The 14982-nt window shown below is 48.6% G+C and carries 11 protein-coding genes and 1 other RNA gene; 1 reads left to right on the forward strand and 11 read right to left on the reverse strand.

The annotated features are described in order from the left end of the window. Window positions 1-31 precede the first annotated feature (31 nt). The 11 genes from murG to rnpB form a co-directional block, all read right to left on the reverse strand. Window positions 32-1138 carry an undecaprenyldiphospho-muramoylpentapeptide beta-N-acetylglucosaminyltransferase gene (gene murG, locus AC2CG4_RS12185; protein ID WP_484486508.1) on the reverse strand — a complete coding sequence of 369 codons (1107 nt, stop codon included), beginning with the start codon at window positions 1136-1138 and terminating at the stop codon, window positions 32-34. After that, window positions 1135-2334 carry a putative lipid II flippase FtsW gene (gene ftsW, locus AC2CG4_RS12190; protein WP_484486509.1) on the reverse strand — a complete coding sequence of 400 codons (1200 nt, stop codon included), beginning with the start codon at window positions 2332-2334 and terminating at the stop codon, window positions 1135-1137. The genes murG and ftsW overlap by 4 nt, the downstream gene beginning before the upstream one ends. Continuing rightward, window positions 2331-3671 carry a UDP-N-acetylmuramoyl-L-alanine--D-glutamate ligase gene (murD, locus tag AC2CG4_RS12195; protein WP_484486525.1) on the reverse strand — a complete coding sequence of 447 codons (1341 nt, stop codon included), beginning with the start codon at window positions 3669-3671 and terminating at the stop codon, window positions 2331-2333. The genes ftsW and murD overlap by 4 nt, the downstream gene beginning before the upstream one ends. Before the next feature lie 56 nt (window positions 3672-3727). Then, the gene (gene mraY, locus AC2CG4_RS12200; RefSeq protein ID WP_484486510.1) at window positions 3728-4810 is read right to left on the reverse strand and encodes a phospho-N-acetylmuramoyl-pentapeptide-transferase; all 1083 of its coding nucleotides are present in this window, start codon (window positions 4808-4810) and stop codon (window positions 3728-3730) included. Next, window positions 4810-6201 carry a UDP-N-acetylmuramoyl-tripeptide--D-alanyl-D-alanine ligase gene (locus AC2CG4_RS12205; RefSeq protein ID WP_484486511.1) on the reverse strand — a complete coding sequence of 464 codons (1392 nt, stop codon included), beginning with the start codon at window positions 6199-6201 and terminating at the stop codon, window positions 4810-4812. The genes mraY and AC2CG4_RS12205 overlap by 1 nt, the downstream gene beginning before the upstream one ends. After that, the gene (locus tag AC2CG4_RS12210) at window positions 6198-7775 is read right to left on the reverse strand and encodes a UDP-N-acetylmuramoyl-L-alanyl-D-glutamate--2,6-diaminopimelate ligase (RefSeq protein ID WP_484486512.1); all 1578 of its coding nucleotides are present in this window, start codon (window positions 7773-7775) and stop codon (window positions 6198-6200) included. Before AC2CG4_RS12210 ends, AC2CG4_RS12205 begins: the two co-directional genes overlap by 4 nt. Next, entirely contained in the window at window positions 7775-9598 is a 1824-nt protein-coding gene (locus AC2CG4_RS12215; RefSeq protein ID WP_484486513.1) for a peptidoglycan D,D-transpeptidase FtsI family protein, read from the reverse strand. Before AC2CG4_RS12215 ends, AC2CG4_RS12210 begins: the two co-directional genes overlap by 1 nt. Then, on the reverse strand, window positions 9595-9951 hold the full coding sequence (ftsL, locus tag AC2CG4_RS12220; protein WP_484486514.1) for a cell division protein FtsL: 357 nt from the start codon (window positions 9949-9951) through the stop codon (window positions 9595-9597). Before ftsL ends, AC2CG4_RS12215 begins: the two co-directional genes overlap by 4 nt. Before the next feature lie 77 nt (window positions 9952-10028). After that, window positions 10029-10958, reverse strand: a complete 930-nt coding sequence (rsmH, locus tag AC2CG4_RS12225) for a 16S rRNA (cytosine(1402)-N(4))-methyltransferase RsmH (protein ID WP_484486515.1) — start codon at window positions 10956-10958, stop codon at window positions 10029-10031. Between the two features lie 8 nt (window positions 10959-10966). Further along, window positions 10967-11407, reverse strand: coding sequence for a division/cell wall cluster transcriptional repressor MraZ (gene mraZ / locus AC2CG4_RS12230; protein ID WP_484486516.1), 441 nt, complete (start codon window positions 11405-11407; stop codon window positions 10967-10969). 352 nt (window positions 11408-11759) lie between these two features. Next, window positions 11760-12142: RNase P RNA component class A (rnpB, locus tag AC2CG4_RS12235), an RNA gene on the reverse strand. Window positions 12143-12381: 239 nt separating this feature from the next. Here rnpB and AC2CG4_RS12240 point away from each other — a divergent pair. After that, entirely contained in the window at window positions 12382-14829 is a 2448-nt protein-coding gene (locus tag AC2CG4_RS12240; protein WP_484486517.1) for a TonB-dependent receptor, read from the forward strand. The last annotated feature ends 153 nt before the right edge of the window (window positions 14830-14982 follow it).

A 14982-nucleotide genomic window follows, 5' to 3' on the forward strand; every position in this document is an offset into this window, starting at 1 on the left:
CACACAATGACCAATGGATGTCTGTATAGATTTATCCACGGGCTACCTCCTCACAAATATCAGCCACTTGCGCAGCAGCATCTGGCTTGGCCAATTGCTGTGCTTTTTCCGCCATCGACATCAAATGATTTCGGTCAGCTAATTCGGTTAATAACAAAGCAGCCAATTTTGCTGCCGTTAAATCTTTTTGCACCAGCGCAATACCCGCGCCAGCTTCGGTTAAATTTTTTGCATTAAATGTTTGATGATCATCAATAGCGCTCGGCAATGGAATTAAGATTGATGCCGCACCAGCCATCATTAATTCCGATACAGTCAATGCCCCTGCGCGACAAATCACCAAATCCGCCCAAGCGTAAGCGGCAGCCATGTCATCAATAAACTCAGTTACTTTGGCGTTAACCTGATGCTGCTTATATAAAGAAGTGGTCGCTTCTGTATGCCCCTTACCGGTTTGATGCCAAACTACCGGGCGCGATTCAATTGGCAATTCAGCCAAGGTTTTTGGCAGTAATTCATTAATCGCTTTTGCGCCTAAACTGCCACCCACCACTAACAACTGTAAGGGCATTTTTTGCTGTGCGCGTTCGTCGAATCGAGCTTCCACAGGCGCAATATTTTTTATTTGCGTGCGCACCGGATTGCCAACAACTTGCTCGCGCCCCGCACTGCCAAATGCATGCGGAAATGCAGCTAACACTTTATTGGCAACTTTGGCCAACAAACGATTAGTTGTTCCCGCTACCGCATTTTGTTCGTGAATAACTAATGGTTTCCCCAATATTTTTGCTGCCAAGCCACCAGGGCCAGAAGCAAAGCCACCAAACCCCAACACAACATCGGGATTGATTTGACGAATAATGCGTACTGCTTGCAGCAAGGCATAAAGGATTAAAAACGGTGCTTTCAGCAATCCGATAACACCTCGACCGCGCACGCCTTCCACTTTAATTAAATGCAGAGGAATATTGGCTGCTGGCACTAAACGGTTTTCTATTCCGCGCCCAGTTCCCAGCCAATTGATAGTGGCGCCCCGTGCACGCAATTCATCGGCAACAGATAGCGCAGGAAATACGTGGCCACCGGTACCACCCGCCATAACTAATACGGATATTGGTTGTGCAACTGGCGCACTCATGTAGTGGCCTCCATTAAACTTCTGCGTGAAGGTTTTGATACTTCTGGCACCGCTGGGGTAAACCCGGCAAGCTCCCACTGCACTCGTGTTACAAATGCCATCAACACACAACAGATCAACAAACTACTGCCGCCATAACTAATAAATGGCAAGGTCAAACCTTTGGTCGGCAGCAATCCGGATGAAACACCCATATTGATAAAGACTTGAAACGAAAACAAAATCGCAATGCCAAATGTCGCCAAGGCAGGAAACATTTTTCCAGCTGCCAAATTTTGTTTTGCCACATTGAAAATACGCAGGATCAACGCACCAAAAATTCCTAACAGCGCAATGGCGCCAATCAAACCAAACTCTTCGGCAATAATGGCAAAAATAAAATCGGTATGGGCTTCAGGTAAAAAGAACAACTTCTGTAAACTGTTCCCCAATCCCAAACCAAACCACTCACCGCGACCAAAACCAATCAGCGATTGAGTCAATTGGTAGCCGGTATCAAATTGATCCGCCCACGGATCAAGAAAGGTAATTAAGCGCTGCATACGATAAGGTGAAAGCACCGCTACCGCAGCCAAACCGCCAACACCGATAATAATCAGCAACAAAAAATGCAACATGCGAACACCGGCAATAAACATCATGGCAAATACCGTTGCACTCAACACCACTGAACTACCAAAGTCTGGCTCAAGTAATAACAAACCAACAAACACACCAACAACCATCAAAGGTTTTAAAAAACCTTGCCAGCCGAAATGTAACTCTTGATAACGGCGCGCAAAAAAACTAGCGAAAAAAACTACCGCGCAGAACTTGGCAATTTCGGAGACTTGAATGGATATAACACCGAGACTAAACCAGCGCTGACTGCCGTTAACCTTTTTTCCAATGCCGGGAATCAACACAATGACCAGTAGAAAAAAAGTCAGCAACAAAAAATGTCCGGAATAACGTTGCCATACACTCATTGGCACACACACAACAAACATTGCTAGCAGTACGCCGAGCAACATATAAACCGCATGGCGTTTGGCAAAATACCAAGCATCGTTATAGGTCAGTGCCGCAAAAGAAACAGACGCAGACGCCACCATAATTAAACCAATCGACATCAGCGCCAACCATAAGCACATGAGCGTCCAATCGATACGCTGACTCAAGGGGATTTGGTTAATATGGGTGGTGGCGTTAATCATGACGCAATTAACTCCTGCACTGCCAAACAGAATTGTTCACCGCGATCTTCGTAATTTTTAAACATGTCGAAGCTGGCACAGGCGGGAGATAACAGCACCGCGTCACCAGCACTAGCAACCGCAAACGCTTTATTCACAGCATCTTGCATTGAGTCGGCATAGATCATAGTCGCAGCATCACCAATAGCTTCCGCTATTATGGGAGCATCACGGCCAATCAAAACGACCTTACTATTGATCCCACGCAATGCTGGTGTCAGCTCAGCAAAATTTTGCCCTTTACCTTCTCCGCCCAAAATAACAATTAACTGTTGCGGATTGCGCGCCAATCCTTGAATGGCTGCTACTGTTGCACCTATGTTGGTACCTTTGGAGTCGTTATAAAATTCCACGGCATTTTTTTCAGCAACGAATTCACAGCGATGACGCAAACCACCGAAACTTTTCAAAGTAGCGATCATGGCGCTCATCGGAATACCCGCGGCATCACCCAAAGCCAACGCAGCCAATGCATTATCGACATTGTGACGCCCACGAATTTTTAGTTCTTTCGTCGCCAGCAAAGGGGTGAGATTCTTAGCAAGAAACTCAGCACCGTCATGATCTATCAAACCAAAACTACCAAAATCTGCATTACCGCCAAAATAAACCGGTTTTACGCCCGCTGCTAAAGGTGGATGAGTCAATACATCTTTGCGATTGACAACAATGTGTTCAGCACCAAAATACACGCGTAATTTAGCGAGAATGTAGGCGCGCATATTTTCGTAGCGATCCAAATGATCAGCGCTGATATTCAAAATTGTCGCAACTTTCGCATTCAGCTTGGTGACGGTTTCCAATTGAAAACTGGACAGCTCCATTACATACAACTCAACGGAATCATTTAATAATTCCAATGCAGGCGTGCCCAGATTACCGCCCACCGCAACATTGATGCCCGCGGTTTTAGCCATTTCACCAACCAATGTAGTGACGGTACTTTTGGCATTGGAACCGGTAATAGCGACTATCGGCGCTTTTGCGGCACGCACAAATAATTCGATATCGCCTACAACCGAAATACCCGCTGCTCTTGCCTGTGCAATAGCCGGTGTAATGATGGCAATACCGGGGCTGACAATAATTTCATCACAGGCGAGCAAGGTTTCCACATCCAACTCGCCACAAATAATGGAAACATCCGGAAACTCCTCTTGCACCTTGGCAAGATTGGGCGGATTGCTGCGAGTATCCAATAATACAAATGCCTGCCCTTGCGCCGCCAAAAAGCGCGCAACCGACAAACCGGTAATGCCGGTGCCGATAATCGCTTTTACTTTACTGGTGGCAATCATTTGGCTCACAGTTTTTCTCTCTTGTATTCTTGTTATAAAAAATAGTTAATTTAGATCTAGCGCAGTTTTAATGTCGCCAGACCAATCAATACCAATACCAAGGTGATAATCCAGAAGCGCACAATGACGCGCGGCTCCGGCCAGCCTTTTAATTCAAAGTGATGGTGAATTGGCGCCATGCGAAAAATGCGACGCCCGGTTAATTTGAATGACGCAACTTGCAAAATGACCGATACAGTTTCTAACACAAAAATACCGCCCATAATGAACAGTACAATTTCATGACGAACAATCACGGCGATTACACCTAAAGCTCCACCTAATGCCAGCGCACCTACATCACCCATAAACACTTGTGCGGGATAAGTGTTGAACCACAAAAAACCCAAACCGGCACCGACTAATGCACAACAAAAAACCGCCAGCTCACCGGCTCCGGGAATGTAGGCAATCTGCAAATATTGCGCGAACTGTGAGTGACCAGTGAGGTAAGCAATTAATGCCAAAGCACCAGCAACCATTACGCTCGGCATAATCGCCAAACCATCCAAACCATCGGTTAAGTTCACCGCGTTACTGGTGCCCACAATTACAAAATAGGTAAAGACGATGTAAAAAATCCCGAGATCAAGCGCGAAATTTTTAAAGAAAGGAATAAACAACTGAGTCTCTACTGGGCTTTGCGCGGTGTAATACAAAAATATCGCAGCGCCAAAACCGGCGATAGATTGCCAAAAATATTTCCAGCGCGCAGGCAATCCGCGCGAATCGCGTTTTGCCACTTTACGATAATCGTCCACCCAACCTACTGCGCCAAAAATTGCGGTGACAATTAACACCACCCACACATAGCGATTGGTTAAATCAGCCCACAACAAAGTACTGATAAAAATGGCCGCTAAAATCAATGCACCACCCATGGTAGGTGTGCCCGATTTACTCAAATGCGATTGCGGTCCGTCATTGCGCACCGATTGACCAATACGCAATTCCGTTAAACGGCGAATGAACCAAGGGCCCATTAACAACGAAATACCTAATGCGGTAAGCACACCCAAAATGGCGCGCACGGTGAGATATTGAAACACTGCAAAGCTGCGCAGATATTCTTGTAAGTATTCTGATAGCCAGTACAGCATTAGTGTGCACCCTCCACTGAGTCACAGAGCTGGCGCACAACTAAATCCATAGCGGCACTGCGCGAACCTTTTATAAGCAAAGTGGTGTCCTTATTTGCAATTTTTTTCAAATGCTCAACCAAACTGGCTTGATCGACAAAATGTTGCGCGCCCTCACCAAAACCACGGCTAGCATTTTCACTCAGCTTACCGACAGTGAATAAGTGTGCGATTTTTTTTGCGCGAGCGTATTCACCCAATTCAGTGTGCAACTGCGGCGCCTCTGTACCCAATTCACCCAAATCACCCAGCACCAAAATGCCCTGTGATTTTTGCGCAAGCACATCAATCGCGGCACGCACTGAACCTGGATTAGCGTTGTAACTGTCATCGATGATCTGTGCGTTATTGATACCGACATGGCGACTCATACGCCCAGCAACTGGAGCAAAATTCGCCAAACCTTGTTTGATTTGTTGCAATGTTGCCCCTACTGCCGATGCACAAGCTGCAGCCATCAATGCATTGCGTACATTGTGTTCGCCTTGCGCGTTGACGCTAACTTGGGTTGATGCGCCCTGCAAATTAATAGCAAATTCAATACTGTTTGCGCTTGGCTCAATATCCTGTGCAAAACAATCAGCGTCGCGATTTTGATAAGCAACGCGAATAACTTTACGATTCGTTAAGGCTGCCAACCAATCGGGTGCAAAGCGATCATCAATATTGACCACTGCGGTGCCGGTTGTTGGCAGCGAGGCATAGATTTCACCTTTTGCTCGCGCGACGCCTTGCAATGAACCGAAACCTTGAATATGAGCGGCCATTACATTGTTAATCATGGTGATTTGAGGTTTGGCGAGGGAGCAGAGATATTCAATTTCTGCCGGACCACTTGCGCCCATTTCGATTACAGCAAATTCATGATGCGCCTCAAGCTGCAGCAAGGTTAACGGCACACCAATGTGATTATTAAAATTACCCTTGGTCGCGTGGGTTGAACCGCACTCAGCAAGAATGCCAGCCAGTAAAGTTTTTACCGTGGTTTTTCCGCTGCTACCGGTGATTCCAATAATCGGGCGCAAAAATAAACTGCGATTCAGCGCAGCGATTTGACCGAGTGCTAACAGCGAATCACTCACCACCAATTGCGGTAATTTAATCTCCGGAAAGAAACGCTCTACTACTAAGGCGCAAGGTTTTTTGGCCACTGCATCTTGAATAAAATCATGCGCATCAAAACGCTCACCGCGCAGTGCGACAAATAATTCGCCTTCGGCTAGCGTGCGCGAATCGGTATTTACGCGAGTAAACTCCACATCACCTTGTTTTAGCTGTGCAGTAACGGCACGCGAAGGTTTATGTGTAGCAATAAATTCTTCAACCCACTTTAAAGTAAGAGGCTTGATCATGAGTGAGCCTCTGGTGACTGATGGTCATTTTCATGTTTGGCGATACGGCGCTGCAGCGACAAGCGCGCATGTTTGCTATCGCTAAACGGTAAGGTTTGGGTGGCGAAGATTTGATAATCCTCGTGCCCCTTTCCGGCAATTAACACTATGTCGCCCGCCTTGGCTTGTTGTACGGCAAAATCAATTGCCTGAGCGCGGTCGGCAATCACCAAGCAACCACTTGGATGATTCATACCGCGCACAATTTCTGCTGCAATACTGGCAGGATCTTCCGAGCGCGGATTGTCATTAGTGACAATCACATAATCACTCAAACGCTCGGCAATTTTGCCCATTTGCTGACGTTTGCTTTTATCTCGATCACCACCACAACCAAACACTGTCCACACTCGCCCGGCCTTGTGTTGATGAATGGCTTGCAGTGTATTTTCGAGCGCATCCGGCGTGTGGGCGTAATCCACAATTACTTGCACTTCTTGCGCAACGGGATCAACCGTTACTAACTGCATACGCCCGGGTGCAGGCTCCAGTTGTGCAATTAACGGCAGAAGTTGCGACAATGAAAAACCTTGCGCGCCAACTGCAGCAATTACCGCAAGCAAGTTGCTCAGATTGAAGTGCCCCAGCAGCGGAGAATCCACATCGGCCTCACCCCATGGAGTATGCAAATGAGCGCGCACACCCTGCGCATGCAACTCAATATTGGTTGCATAAACGTCGGCAATTTTTTCAGTGGAATAAGTAATGATCTTGACGCTGGCCGGTGCTTTTTCTACCAAACTGCTCGCCCAATTGTCATCGAGATTAAGAATGGCAGTTTGCAATTGTGGCATTTGCAATAGCATCGCTTTAGCATTGCCATAACGCTGTAAATCGCCGTGATAATCCAAATGGTCTTGGGTGAGATTGGTAAAAATAGCGCAGGAAAAATGCAACCCAGCCACACGCTGTTGTTGCAAACTATGCGATGAAACTTCAATCGCAATACTAGCCGCACCAGCACCAACCAATTCACTCAGCATACGCTGCAAACTAATTGGATCAGGTGTTGTTAAACCCGTTGAGGTTAACAAACTAATTTGTTGCGCGAGTGGCGCAATTACTTTGGTATCCAACAAGCCATAACCGATGGTGCCTACCACCGCCGATTTTTGCTGCAGCCGAGCGAACATTTGCCCAGCTAATAAACTGCAAGTGGTTTTACCGTTGGTGCCCGTAATGCCAATCAATGGAATTTTTTTACTGGGCTCACCAAAAAAACGACCGGCAATTTCGCTGACACGCGCCGGCAAGTTGTCAATTGCGATAACAGGTACGGCACCTAGCCAATCAAGGCCTTGCCAGTTTTTATCGGCCTCAACCAAAATTGCTGCGGCGCCTAACTCGATCGCTTTGGCAATAAAATTGCGTCCATCTACTTGCGTGCCAGCCAGCGCGATAAATGCATCACCGGGTTTTAACAAGCGCGTATCCAAACATAAATTGCGCACCAAAATACTTGCCGCCTTATCTAAACTAAGCTCAGGCAATAAATCGGCAAGTGCCACACTGCGGAATTGATAATGAGCGGCCATCAGGTTTCTGACCTCTCTGCGCGTAAAGTATTTTTCGGAGCTGCCGGAAGTGCTGGCTCTGCAATTAAGGCTTTGTCATCGTCTTTGCGAATATTATCGGGCGGAACTTGCAGCATACGCAGTGCATCTTCGGCCACTTTAGAAAATGCAGGCGCAGCAACAATACCACCGTTGCCCATAATGCCGCCGCCTTTAGGTTCATCGATCACTACCATCGCTACAATACGCGGATTATCTGCTGGCGCCATGCCGATAAATGAACTGATTTGCAGACTGGAGTATCTTCCATTTATCGCTTTGAATGCGGTTCCGGTTTTACCCGCTACCGAATAGGAAATTGCGCGCGCTTTGCTGCCAGTACCTTCTGCAGAAACCACACGCTTAAGCATTTCCTTTACTTGATCGGCGTATTTTTTCTCAACAACGCGCTCACCATTTGGCGATGCATCAACCCGCAATAAAGAGATAGGACGCTTAATTCCGCCGGTGGCGATAACACCGTAAGCCTGCACAGTTTGCAGCACCGTACTATTTAAGGCATAGCCATAAGAAACGTTGGCGCGCTCAATTTTTTGCGCCGGCTTAAATACCGGTAAACGCCCAGCAGATTCACCCGGAAAACCCGTACCGATTGGCTGACCTATACCCAAGCGGGCATACATATCGCGCACGGTATTGGTATCCAATGCAAAGCTGATTTTGGTCATGGCGACATTACTGGACTTCGCAATCGCCATCGCCAAATCCATCGCACCATAATTGCGATGATCGGGGATGCGCTTGCTGCCAACCATGATGTAGCCAGGATTGGTGTCGATAATATCTTCCGGTTTAAATTTTCCGCTCTCTAATGCAGCGAGAATCACCCAGGGTTTTACCGTAGAGCCTGGCTCATACAAATCGGTAATCGCACGATTACGCAAACCAGCACCGCGCGCGCGGCTGCGGTCATTCGGGTTGTAAGATGGCAAATTGGAGATGGCGAGCACTTCTCCGGTGAGCACATCCAAAATCACAATCGAACCCGCTACTGCACCGGCATCTTCCACTGCTTTTTTTAATTCGCGATGGGCGAGATACTGCAAACGCAGATCGATACTTAAGGTGAGGTTTTGCCCAGGGCGCGCAGCCTTCACCAAACGCAACTCTTTTACTGTGCGGCCACGCAAATCTTTTACGACTTCTTTTGCGCCGTTTTCACCGGTGAGCCATGCGTCGTACGCCAACTCCATACCTTCCTGACCGCGATCATCCACGTCGGTCATGCCCACCAGATGCGCCGCAACATCTGCAGCCGGGTAATAGCGGTGATACTCAACTTGCTCGTAAACCCCAGGGATATCTAACGACAAAACCGCTTGCGCGGCTTCGGGAGACATTTGACGCTGCAAGTACATAAATTCTTTGGTGCCGTAGCGAGCCAAGCGCGCCTCTAACTCGGCTTTATTGAATTTTAATGCCTGTGCCAATTCACCCCAGCGATGCGGGGCTTGCAGCAATACTTTCGGATTTGCCCAGAGGGTAGAAACAGGGGTACTTACGGCCAGCGGGTCGCCATTACGATCGGTAATCACACCGCGATAAGCGGGGATAATCTCGGTGCGCAAGGTGCGCGACTCACCCTGATCCTGCAGAAATTCGTAACCTTTATCGGCATTAGGGAGCACCTGGAGGCTGGCCACGTGCGCAATCAGTAGCACCACCAAGACTGCCAGCAAGACACCCACACCGTAAAAGCGCCAGCGCGCAACCTTTAAAGGTTTCCCCGCAGGCTGCGCTACAGGGCGAGCGGTGCGCGGCTCAAATGCAGAGCGGCGGCTCATTGTCCACCTGCCGCAGGCTCAGTTTGAGCGCGATTTTCAAGCACATGACGGCCGGAGATCATCACCATCTCTTCCGGTGTTGGCGCCATCATATTGAGTTCAGATACAGCCGCATTTTCAACGCGCCCATAGGCCGCCCAAGTACTTTGCTCCAGTAGGTATTGCCCCCACTGCACTTGTAATTGGGAAGCCTCACGGCGCAGTGTTTCGAGGCTGTTTACATCGCGGCGCACTACCTGCGTAGTGGCGACCACACCTAGAGCGGATGCAACAGTCGCCAACCACAACACCGCAGCCACCAGCATGACTGCTGGCGATGGTGCTTGTTGTTGTGATGGATGACTGCGGTTCATAGAATCTCTGGAGTTTATAAATGTATCGAGTAAACGTGTTCAACAGACTGGCAATAAGGCGCAAAGCAAAACGAGATTTACAACTTCTCCGCCACTCGCATCACCGCGCTGCGCGAGCGCACATTGGCATTTACTTCGGCATCACTCGCCTTGATGGCTTTACCGAGTGAGCGCATCCGTTTATTCAACTGGTCATCGCGAATCGGCAGACCTTTGGGTACCGGGTCACCTAATTCCTGACGACGAATAAAACGCTTAACTGCACGATCCTCCAGCGAGTGGAAACTGATCACCACCAACCGACCGCCGGGAGCCAAAACCGCCAGCGCCTGCTCCAGTACCGAATCCAGATCAGTCAACTCACTATTCACTTGAATGCGGATCGCCTGAAATGCGCGGGTCGCCGGATGCTTGCCCTTTTCCCACGCCGGATTTGCCTCTTTAATCACCTCAGCCAAGTGTTTAGTACGGGTAAACGGCGTTTTTTGGCGTTCGGCGATAATCGCGCGCGCCATACGTTTGGCAAAGCGCTCCTCGCCGTACTCTTTAAACACCCAGACCATCTCATCTTCGCTGGCGCTGTTGACCCAATCGGCCGCGCTCTGGCCGCGAGATTGATCCATACGCATATCGAGCGGGCCATCGTGCATAAAACTGAAACCGCGCTCTGCCTCATCCAATTGCGGCGACGACACCCCCAAATCCAGCAACACACCGGCAACCTTGCCGGTCATACCGCGCTCGGCGACTAATTGCGCCAACTCCGCAAAGGAGCCGTGAGCGATGGCAAAACGCGCATCTCCGGCAAAACGGGCATTGGCGGTAGCGATTGCGGCAAGATCTTTATCGATCCCAAGCAGCCGGCCATCGGCAGATAGCTGCTGCATAACCAAAGCGCTGTGACCACCGCGACCGAAAGTGCCATCCACATAAAAACCGGAGGTATCAGTAACCAGTGCCTCTACCGCCTCATTCAGAAGTACGGTGATGTGTTGTGCGTCAGACACGTAGATACCTAGAAAGAAAGATTTTGTAATTCGGCTGGCATATCGCCATCGATGCTTTGATCCATGAGCGCGTTCCAACTGTCTTCATTCCACAGTTCAAACTTATTGCCCAAACAGACCAACATCAGTTTTTTATCCAGATGCGCAAAGTCGCGCAGGGTGGGGGGAACCAAAATCCGGCCATTCGCATCCATCTCCAGATTCACTGCCTGCCCCATAAAGCGGCGCTGAATCTTGCGGACTTGCTCATTACCAGAAGGTAAAGCTTGAATCTTGGCGAGTACCGGCTCCCATTCGGGTTCGGAGTAAACCAACAAGCAGCGCTCGTACATATGCGCAGTCACCCACAAACTCCCGGCGCCAGACGACAGCAGCGAATCGCGAATGCGCGCCGGTATCGCCATGCGACCCTTGGGGTCCATGCTGATGGAATAACTGCCTGTAGCCACTTTTCACCACTTGACGGGATTATTTTTCACAAAAGCCCACAAAAAACCACTAATACCCACTTTTCCCCACGGTGCTCACTATAAATCGGGGTGGTGCAAAGTCAAGCAAGCAATTGCCGAAAGGAGTGGAAAATCACGGGAAACTTCGGGAAATTTCGTCAAACAAGAAGGGAAAATACAAAAGAGAAGACCCACAAAAACCAACTTAAATAACAAAAACAAAACGATAGAGATCAAACCTAATGTAATACATTAAGTTTGAAACTATTTAGCAGTGATAAAAGGGAATTTATAGAAGGATTAGATCTAAACAGATCTGAAAACATCAAAACAAACCACAAACTGCAGAGAAAAGCGGAGTCAGCCTGTAAGCCGGGTTCTGTCGTGGACAGTCATTCATCTGGGACTAGTGTCACCACTAGCCTCAAGCAACCTACCCGCCTCCGATACGGGCCGCACCAATGGAGGCCTATTTGGTCTTGCTCCGAGTGGGGTTTACCATGCCACGAACTGTTGCCAGTCGCGCGGTGCGCTCTTACCGCACCCTTTCACCCTTACCGTTACTCTTGCGAGTACTTAGGCGGTCTACTCTCTGCTGCACTTTCCGTAGGCTCGCGCCTCCCAGGCGTTACCTGGCACTCTGCCCTATGGAGCCCGGACTTTCCTCCCCAATGCACCAAGCAACACTCAAGAGAGTTTTTTAGTTAACACTGGAGCGACTGTCGGGCCGACTCCGAGGCGGCACATTACTCGCCAGAACCCGCAAGTGCAAGCTTGAACTTTGAGCAAAAGCCACTTTCTTTGCGAACTTCGTCACCAAAAGTGGCAAGCTTATTACCACCTGAGAGCAAAGCTGACGATTAACTGGTATTTTTGCCACTTTAAGCTATTAATTAACAAGTATTTATTGCTCCCTGCAGGCAATCAGACTTCCACCCGCCCAATCTTTACAATAAAAGCTCAGGAGACTCTCCGTGAAAGTGCATAAACACAATCTTCTTGCAGCAGCCATAGCCTTATCCCTCGCTGCTCCCGCAATCGCTCAAGATGCCGGCCCTGCTTTGGAAGAAGTAATGGTAACCGCGCAAAAACGACCCCAAAGTCTGCGCGATGTACCCTTGTCAGTTAATGCTCTGTCAGGAGAAAAGCTTGAGTCGGCAGGTATCACCAATATTGAAACCATGGCGGATTACATTCCCAGTTTCAATATGACTCAAACCGGTATAGGCACCAATATCGCCATCCGCGGCATTAGCTCTGGTGTAAACCAAGGCTTTGAGCAATCGGCTGCGCAATTTATCGATGGCATTCACTATGGCCGCGCGCAATTATCGCGCGCACCTTTCCTTGATATCGAGCGAGTCGAAGTTCTGCGCGGCCCACAAAGCATTCTGTTTGGTAAAAACTCGACCGCTGGTGCAGTGAGCATTACTACAGCAAAACCAGGCAATGAACTGGAAGGGAAGCTCAGCGCACTCTACGAGCCAGAACACGGCGAGCAAGATGTGCGCTTGATACTGTCTGGCCCCATCTCCGACACCGTCGGCGGGCGCTTGGCAATTATGCAAAGCAGCATCGATGGGTTTATGGAAAACACCTCCTTAAATCGCGATGAGTCTGGCGATAAAAATCGCGTGATTCGCGCCACCTTGCAATGGCAACCAACTGATCTTTGGGATATCACCCTCAAGCTGGAAGACGGCTCGTTTGATAGTGATGGCCGCAATATCGAAGCAGTAAACGCCGTTTACAACCCAAACCCTGTTTACGACAAAAAGGGCAATGTAATTCCTCCTGTTTCATACCAAAATGTGCTTGCAGCATTAACCCCTCAACAATACAAAACACCGCAATCAGATCGATATCAACTGGATACCACTCACGATTGGAAGCGGCAATCTAATGGTGATTACAGCTATAACGATACCGAAAATGTGACCTTGACTATCGAACGAGAACTCGGCGAGCACACGCTCACTTCTGTTACTGGTTATAACGCCTACACCTATGAAGAATTATGTGACTGCGACTTCACCGGTGCACCAGGATTTAACATTCTTTCGAATGAAGATTATCGTCAAGTCAGTCAGGAGCTTCGTATTGCGTCGCCAGAGGATGGAACGTTTAGCTATCTGGGTGGCGTTTTCTTCCAAGGCAGCAATCTGAAGTTTCATGATGTGATTGGGGTTCCTAAAGACAGCTTTATTGCTGCGGCAGTTTCGCCAGCGCTGGGAGGAGCATCCACTGAAAGAGACTTTGAGCAAGACTCCGATTTATATGCAGCCTTTGTACAGGCAACCTGGAATATCACAGACCTATCACGGTTTATTTTAGGGGCTCGCTACACTCAAGAAACAAAAGAAGCCAGTCGTCAGCAATTTCACGTCACCCCCTCGGGAACTCAATTGCCTTTGGGAACCCCCAATGATGCCTATAACCGGCTATGGGGAGTTTTCAAGGTTGAACCCTACGATCCTATTAAAGGAGATAGAGACGAGTCGAGCTTGACCCCGCAAATCACCTTTCAGCATGACCTGAACGGTACTGATATGATTTATGCCAGCTACACAACAGGCTTTAAGTCAGGTGGCTTTGATGTTCGTGCGAACGCGCATCCTGATCCAACCGTTAATAACGCATTTAATATTACCACCGACACATCCACCACCCCCGCCACAGTCACTATCAAACCCATTGAAGGGACTTTTGAGTTTGAAGATGAAGAAGTTACTAACTACGAAATTGGCGGGAAGTTTGTATTAGCTGGAGGAGCAGCTGAACTTAATGTTGCGCTATTCCGCTCAGAGTTCACCAATATGCAAACCAGCCAGTTCGATGGCGGCGTAAGCTTCAACGTTACCAATGCCGGTGAAGCAACAGTACAAGGCTTGGAAGTAGATGGACGCTGGGCACTCACTGACGATGTGCTAGTGCGCGGCGGGGTTGCGTTTATTGATTTTGAATACACCGACTTTAAAAATTCACAATGCTATTTCGGCCAAGTGGATAATATTGAACCGATCGGCGATAAAATCTGTGACGCAACCGGTCAGCGCCGCGAGTTCACGCCGGAAATACAAGGCAATGTCGGCGTCGATTACACCATCAACTTCAGCAACGGCTTGAAACTGGTCAATACGCTCGATGTGATTTACAGCTCCGAATATTTAACCACACCATCGCTAGACCCCAAATTTGAACAACCGTCCTACACCAAAATCAATGCGCGTATCGCACTGAGCGGAAATGATGACAAATGGGAGCTGGCGCTAATTGGGAAAAACCTGACGGATGAGTCTGTTGTGACTTATGCAAATGGTTTGCCGGTGGCTACAACCCTTACCGCCGATACAAGTTCTGGCTATTACGCTTTTTACGAACGCCCCGCCAGCGTCGCGGTACAGGGTACGATTCGCTTCTAACCAAACCAGCATTTGACTAGAACACAAACCCAGCCTTGCGCTGGGTTTAATGAGATGGTTCCCCTCCCTCCGAAGTCTAAACTTGGGAGGTAATCTTCAAGAGGAGCCATCTCATGTCCAACATCACCTTACTCGGTATCGATTTAGGCAAGT

This window comes from Cellvibrio sp. ATLC23 (genome assembly GCF_057196725.1).

Coding starts and splice junctions, on each gene's coding strand:
- murG (WP_484486508.1), bottom strand. CDS start 1,138: ATGAGTGCGCCAGTTGCACAACCAATATCCGTATTAGTTATGGCGGGT.
- ftsW (WP_484486509.1), bottom strand. CDS start 2,334: ATGATTAACGCCACCACCCATATTAACCAAATCCCCTTGAGTCAGCGT.
- murD (WP_484486525.1), bottom strand. CDS start 3,671: ATGATTGCCACCAGTAAAGTAAAAGCGATTATCGGCACCGGCATTACC.
- mraY (WP_484486510.1), bottom strand. CDS start 4,810: ATGCTGTACTGGCTATCAGAATACTTACAAGAATATCTGCGCAGCTTT.
- AC2CG4_RS12205 (WP_484486511.1), bottom strand. CDS start 6,201: ATGATCAAGCCTCTTACTTTAAAGTGGGTTGAAGAATTTATTGCTACA.
- AC2CG4_RS12210 (WP_484486512.1), bottom strand. CDS start 7,775: ATGGCCGCTCATTATCAATTCCGCAGTGTGGCACTTGCCGATTTATTG.
- AC2CG4_RS12215 (WP_484486513.1), bottom strand. CDS start 9,598: ATGAGCCGCCGCTCTGCATTTGAGCCGCGCACCGCTCGCCCTGTAGCG.
- ftsL (WP_484486514.1), bottom strand. CDS start 9,951: ATGAACCGCAGTCATCCATCACAACAACAAGCACCATCGCCAGCAGTC.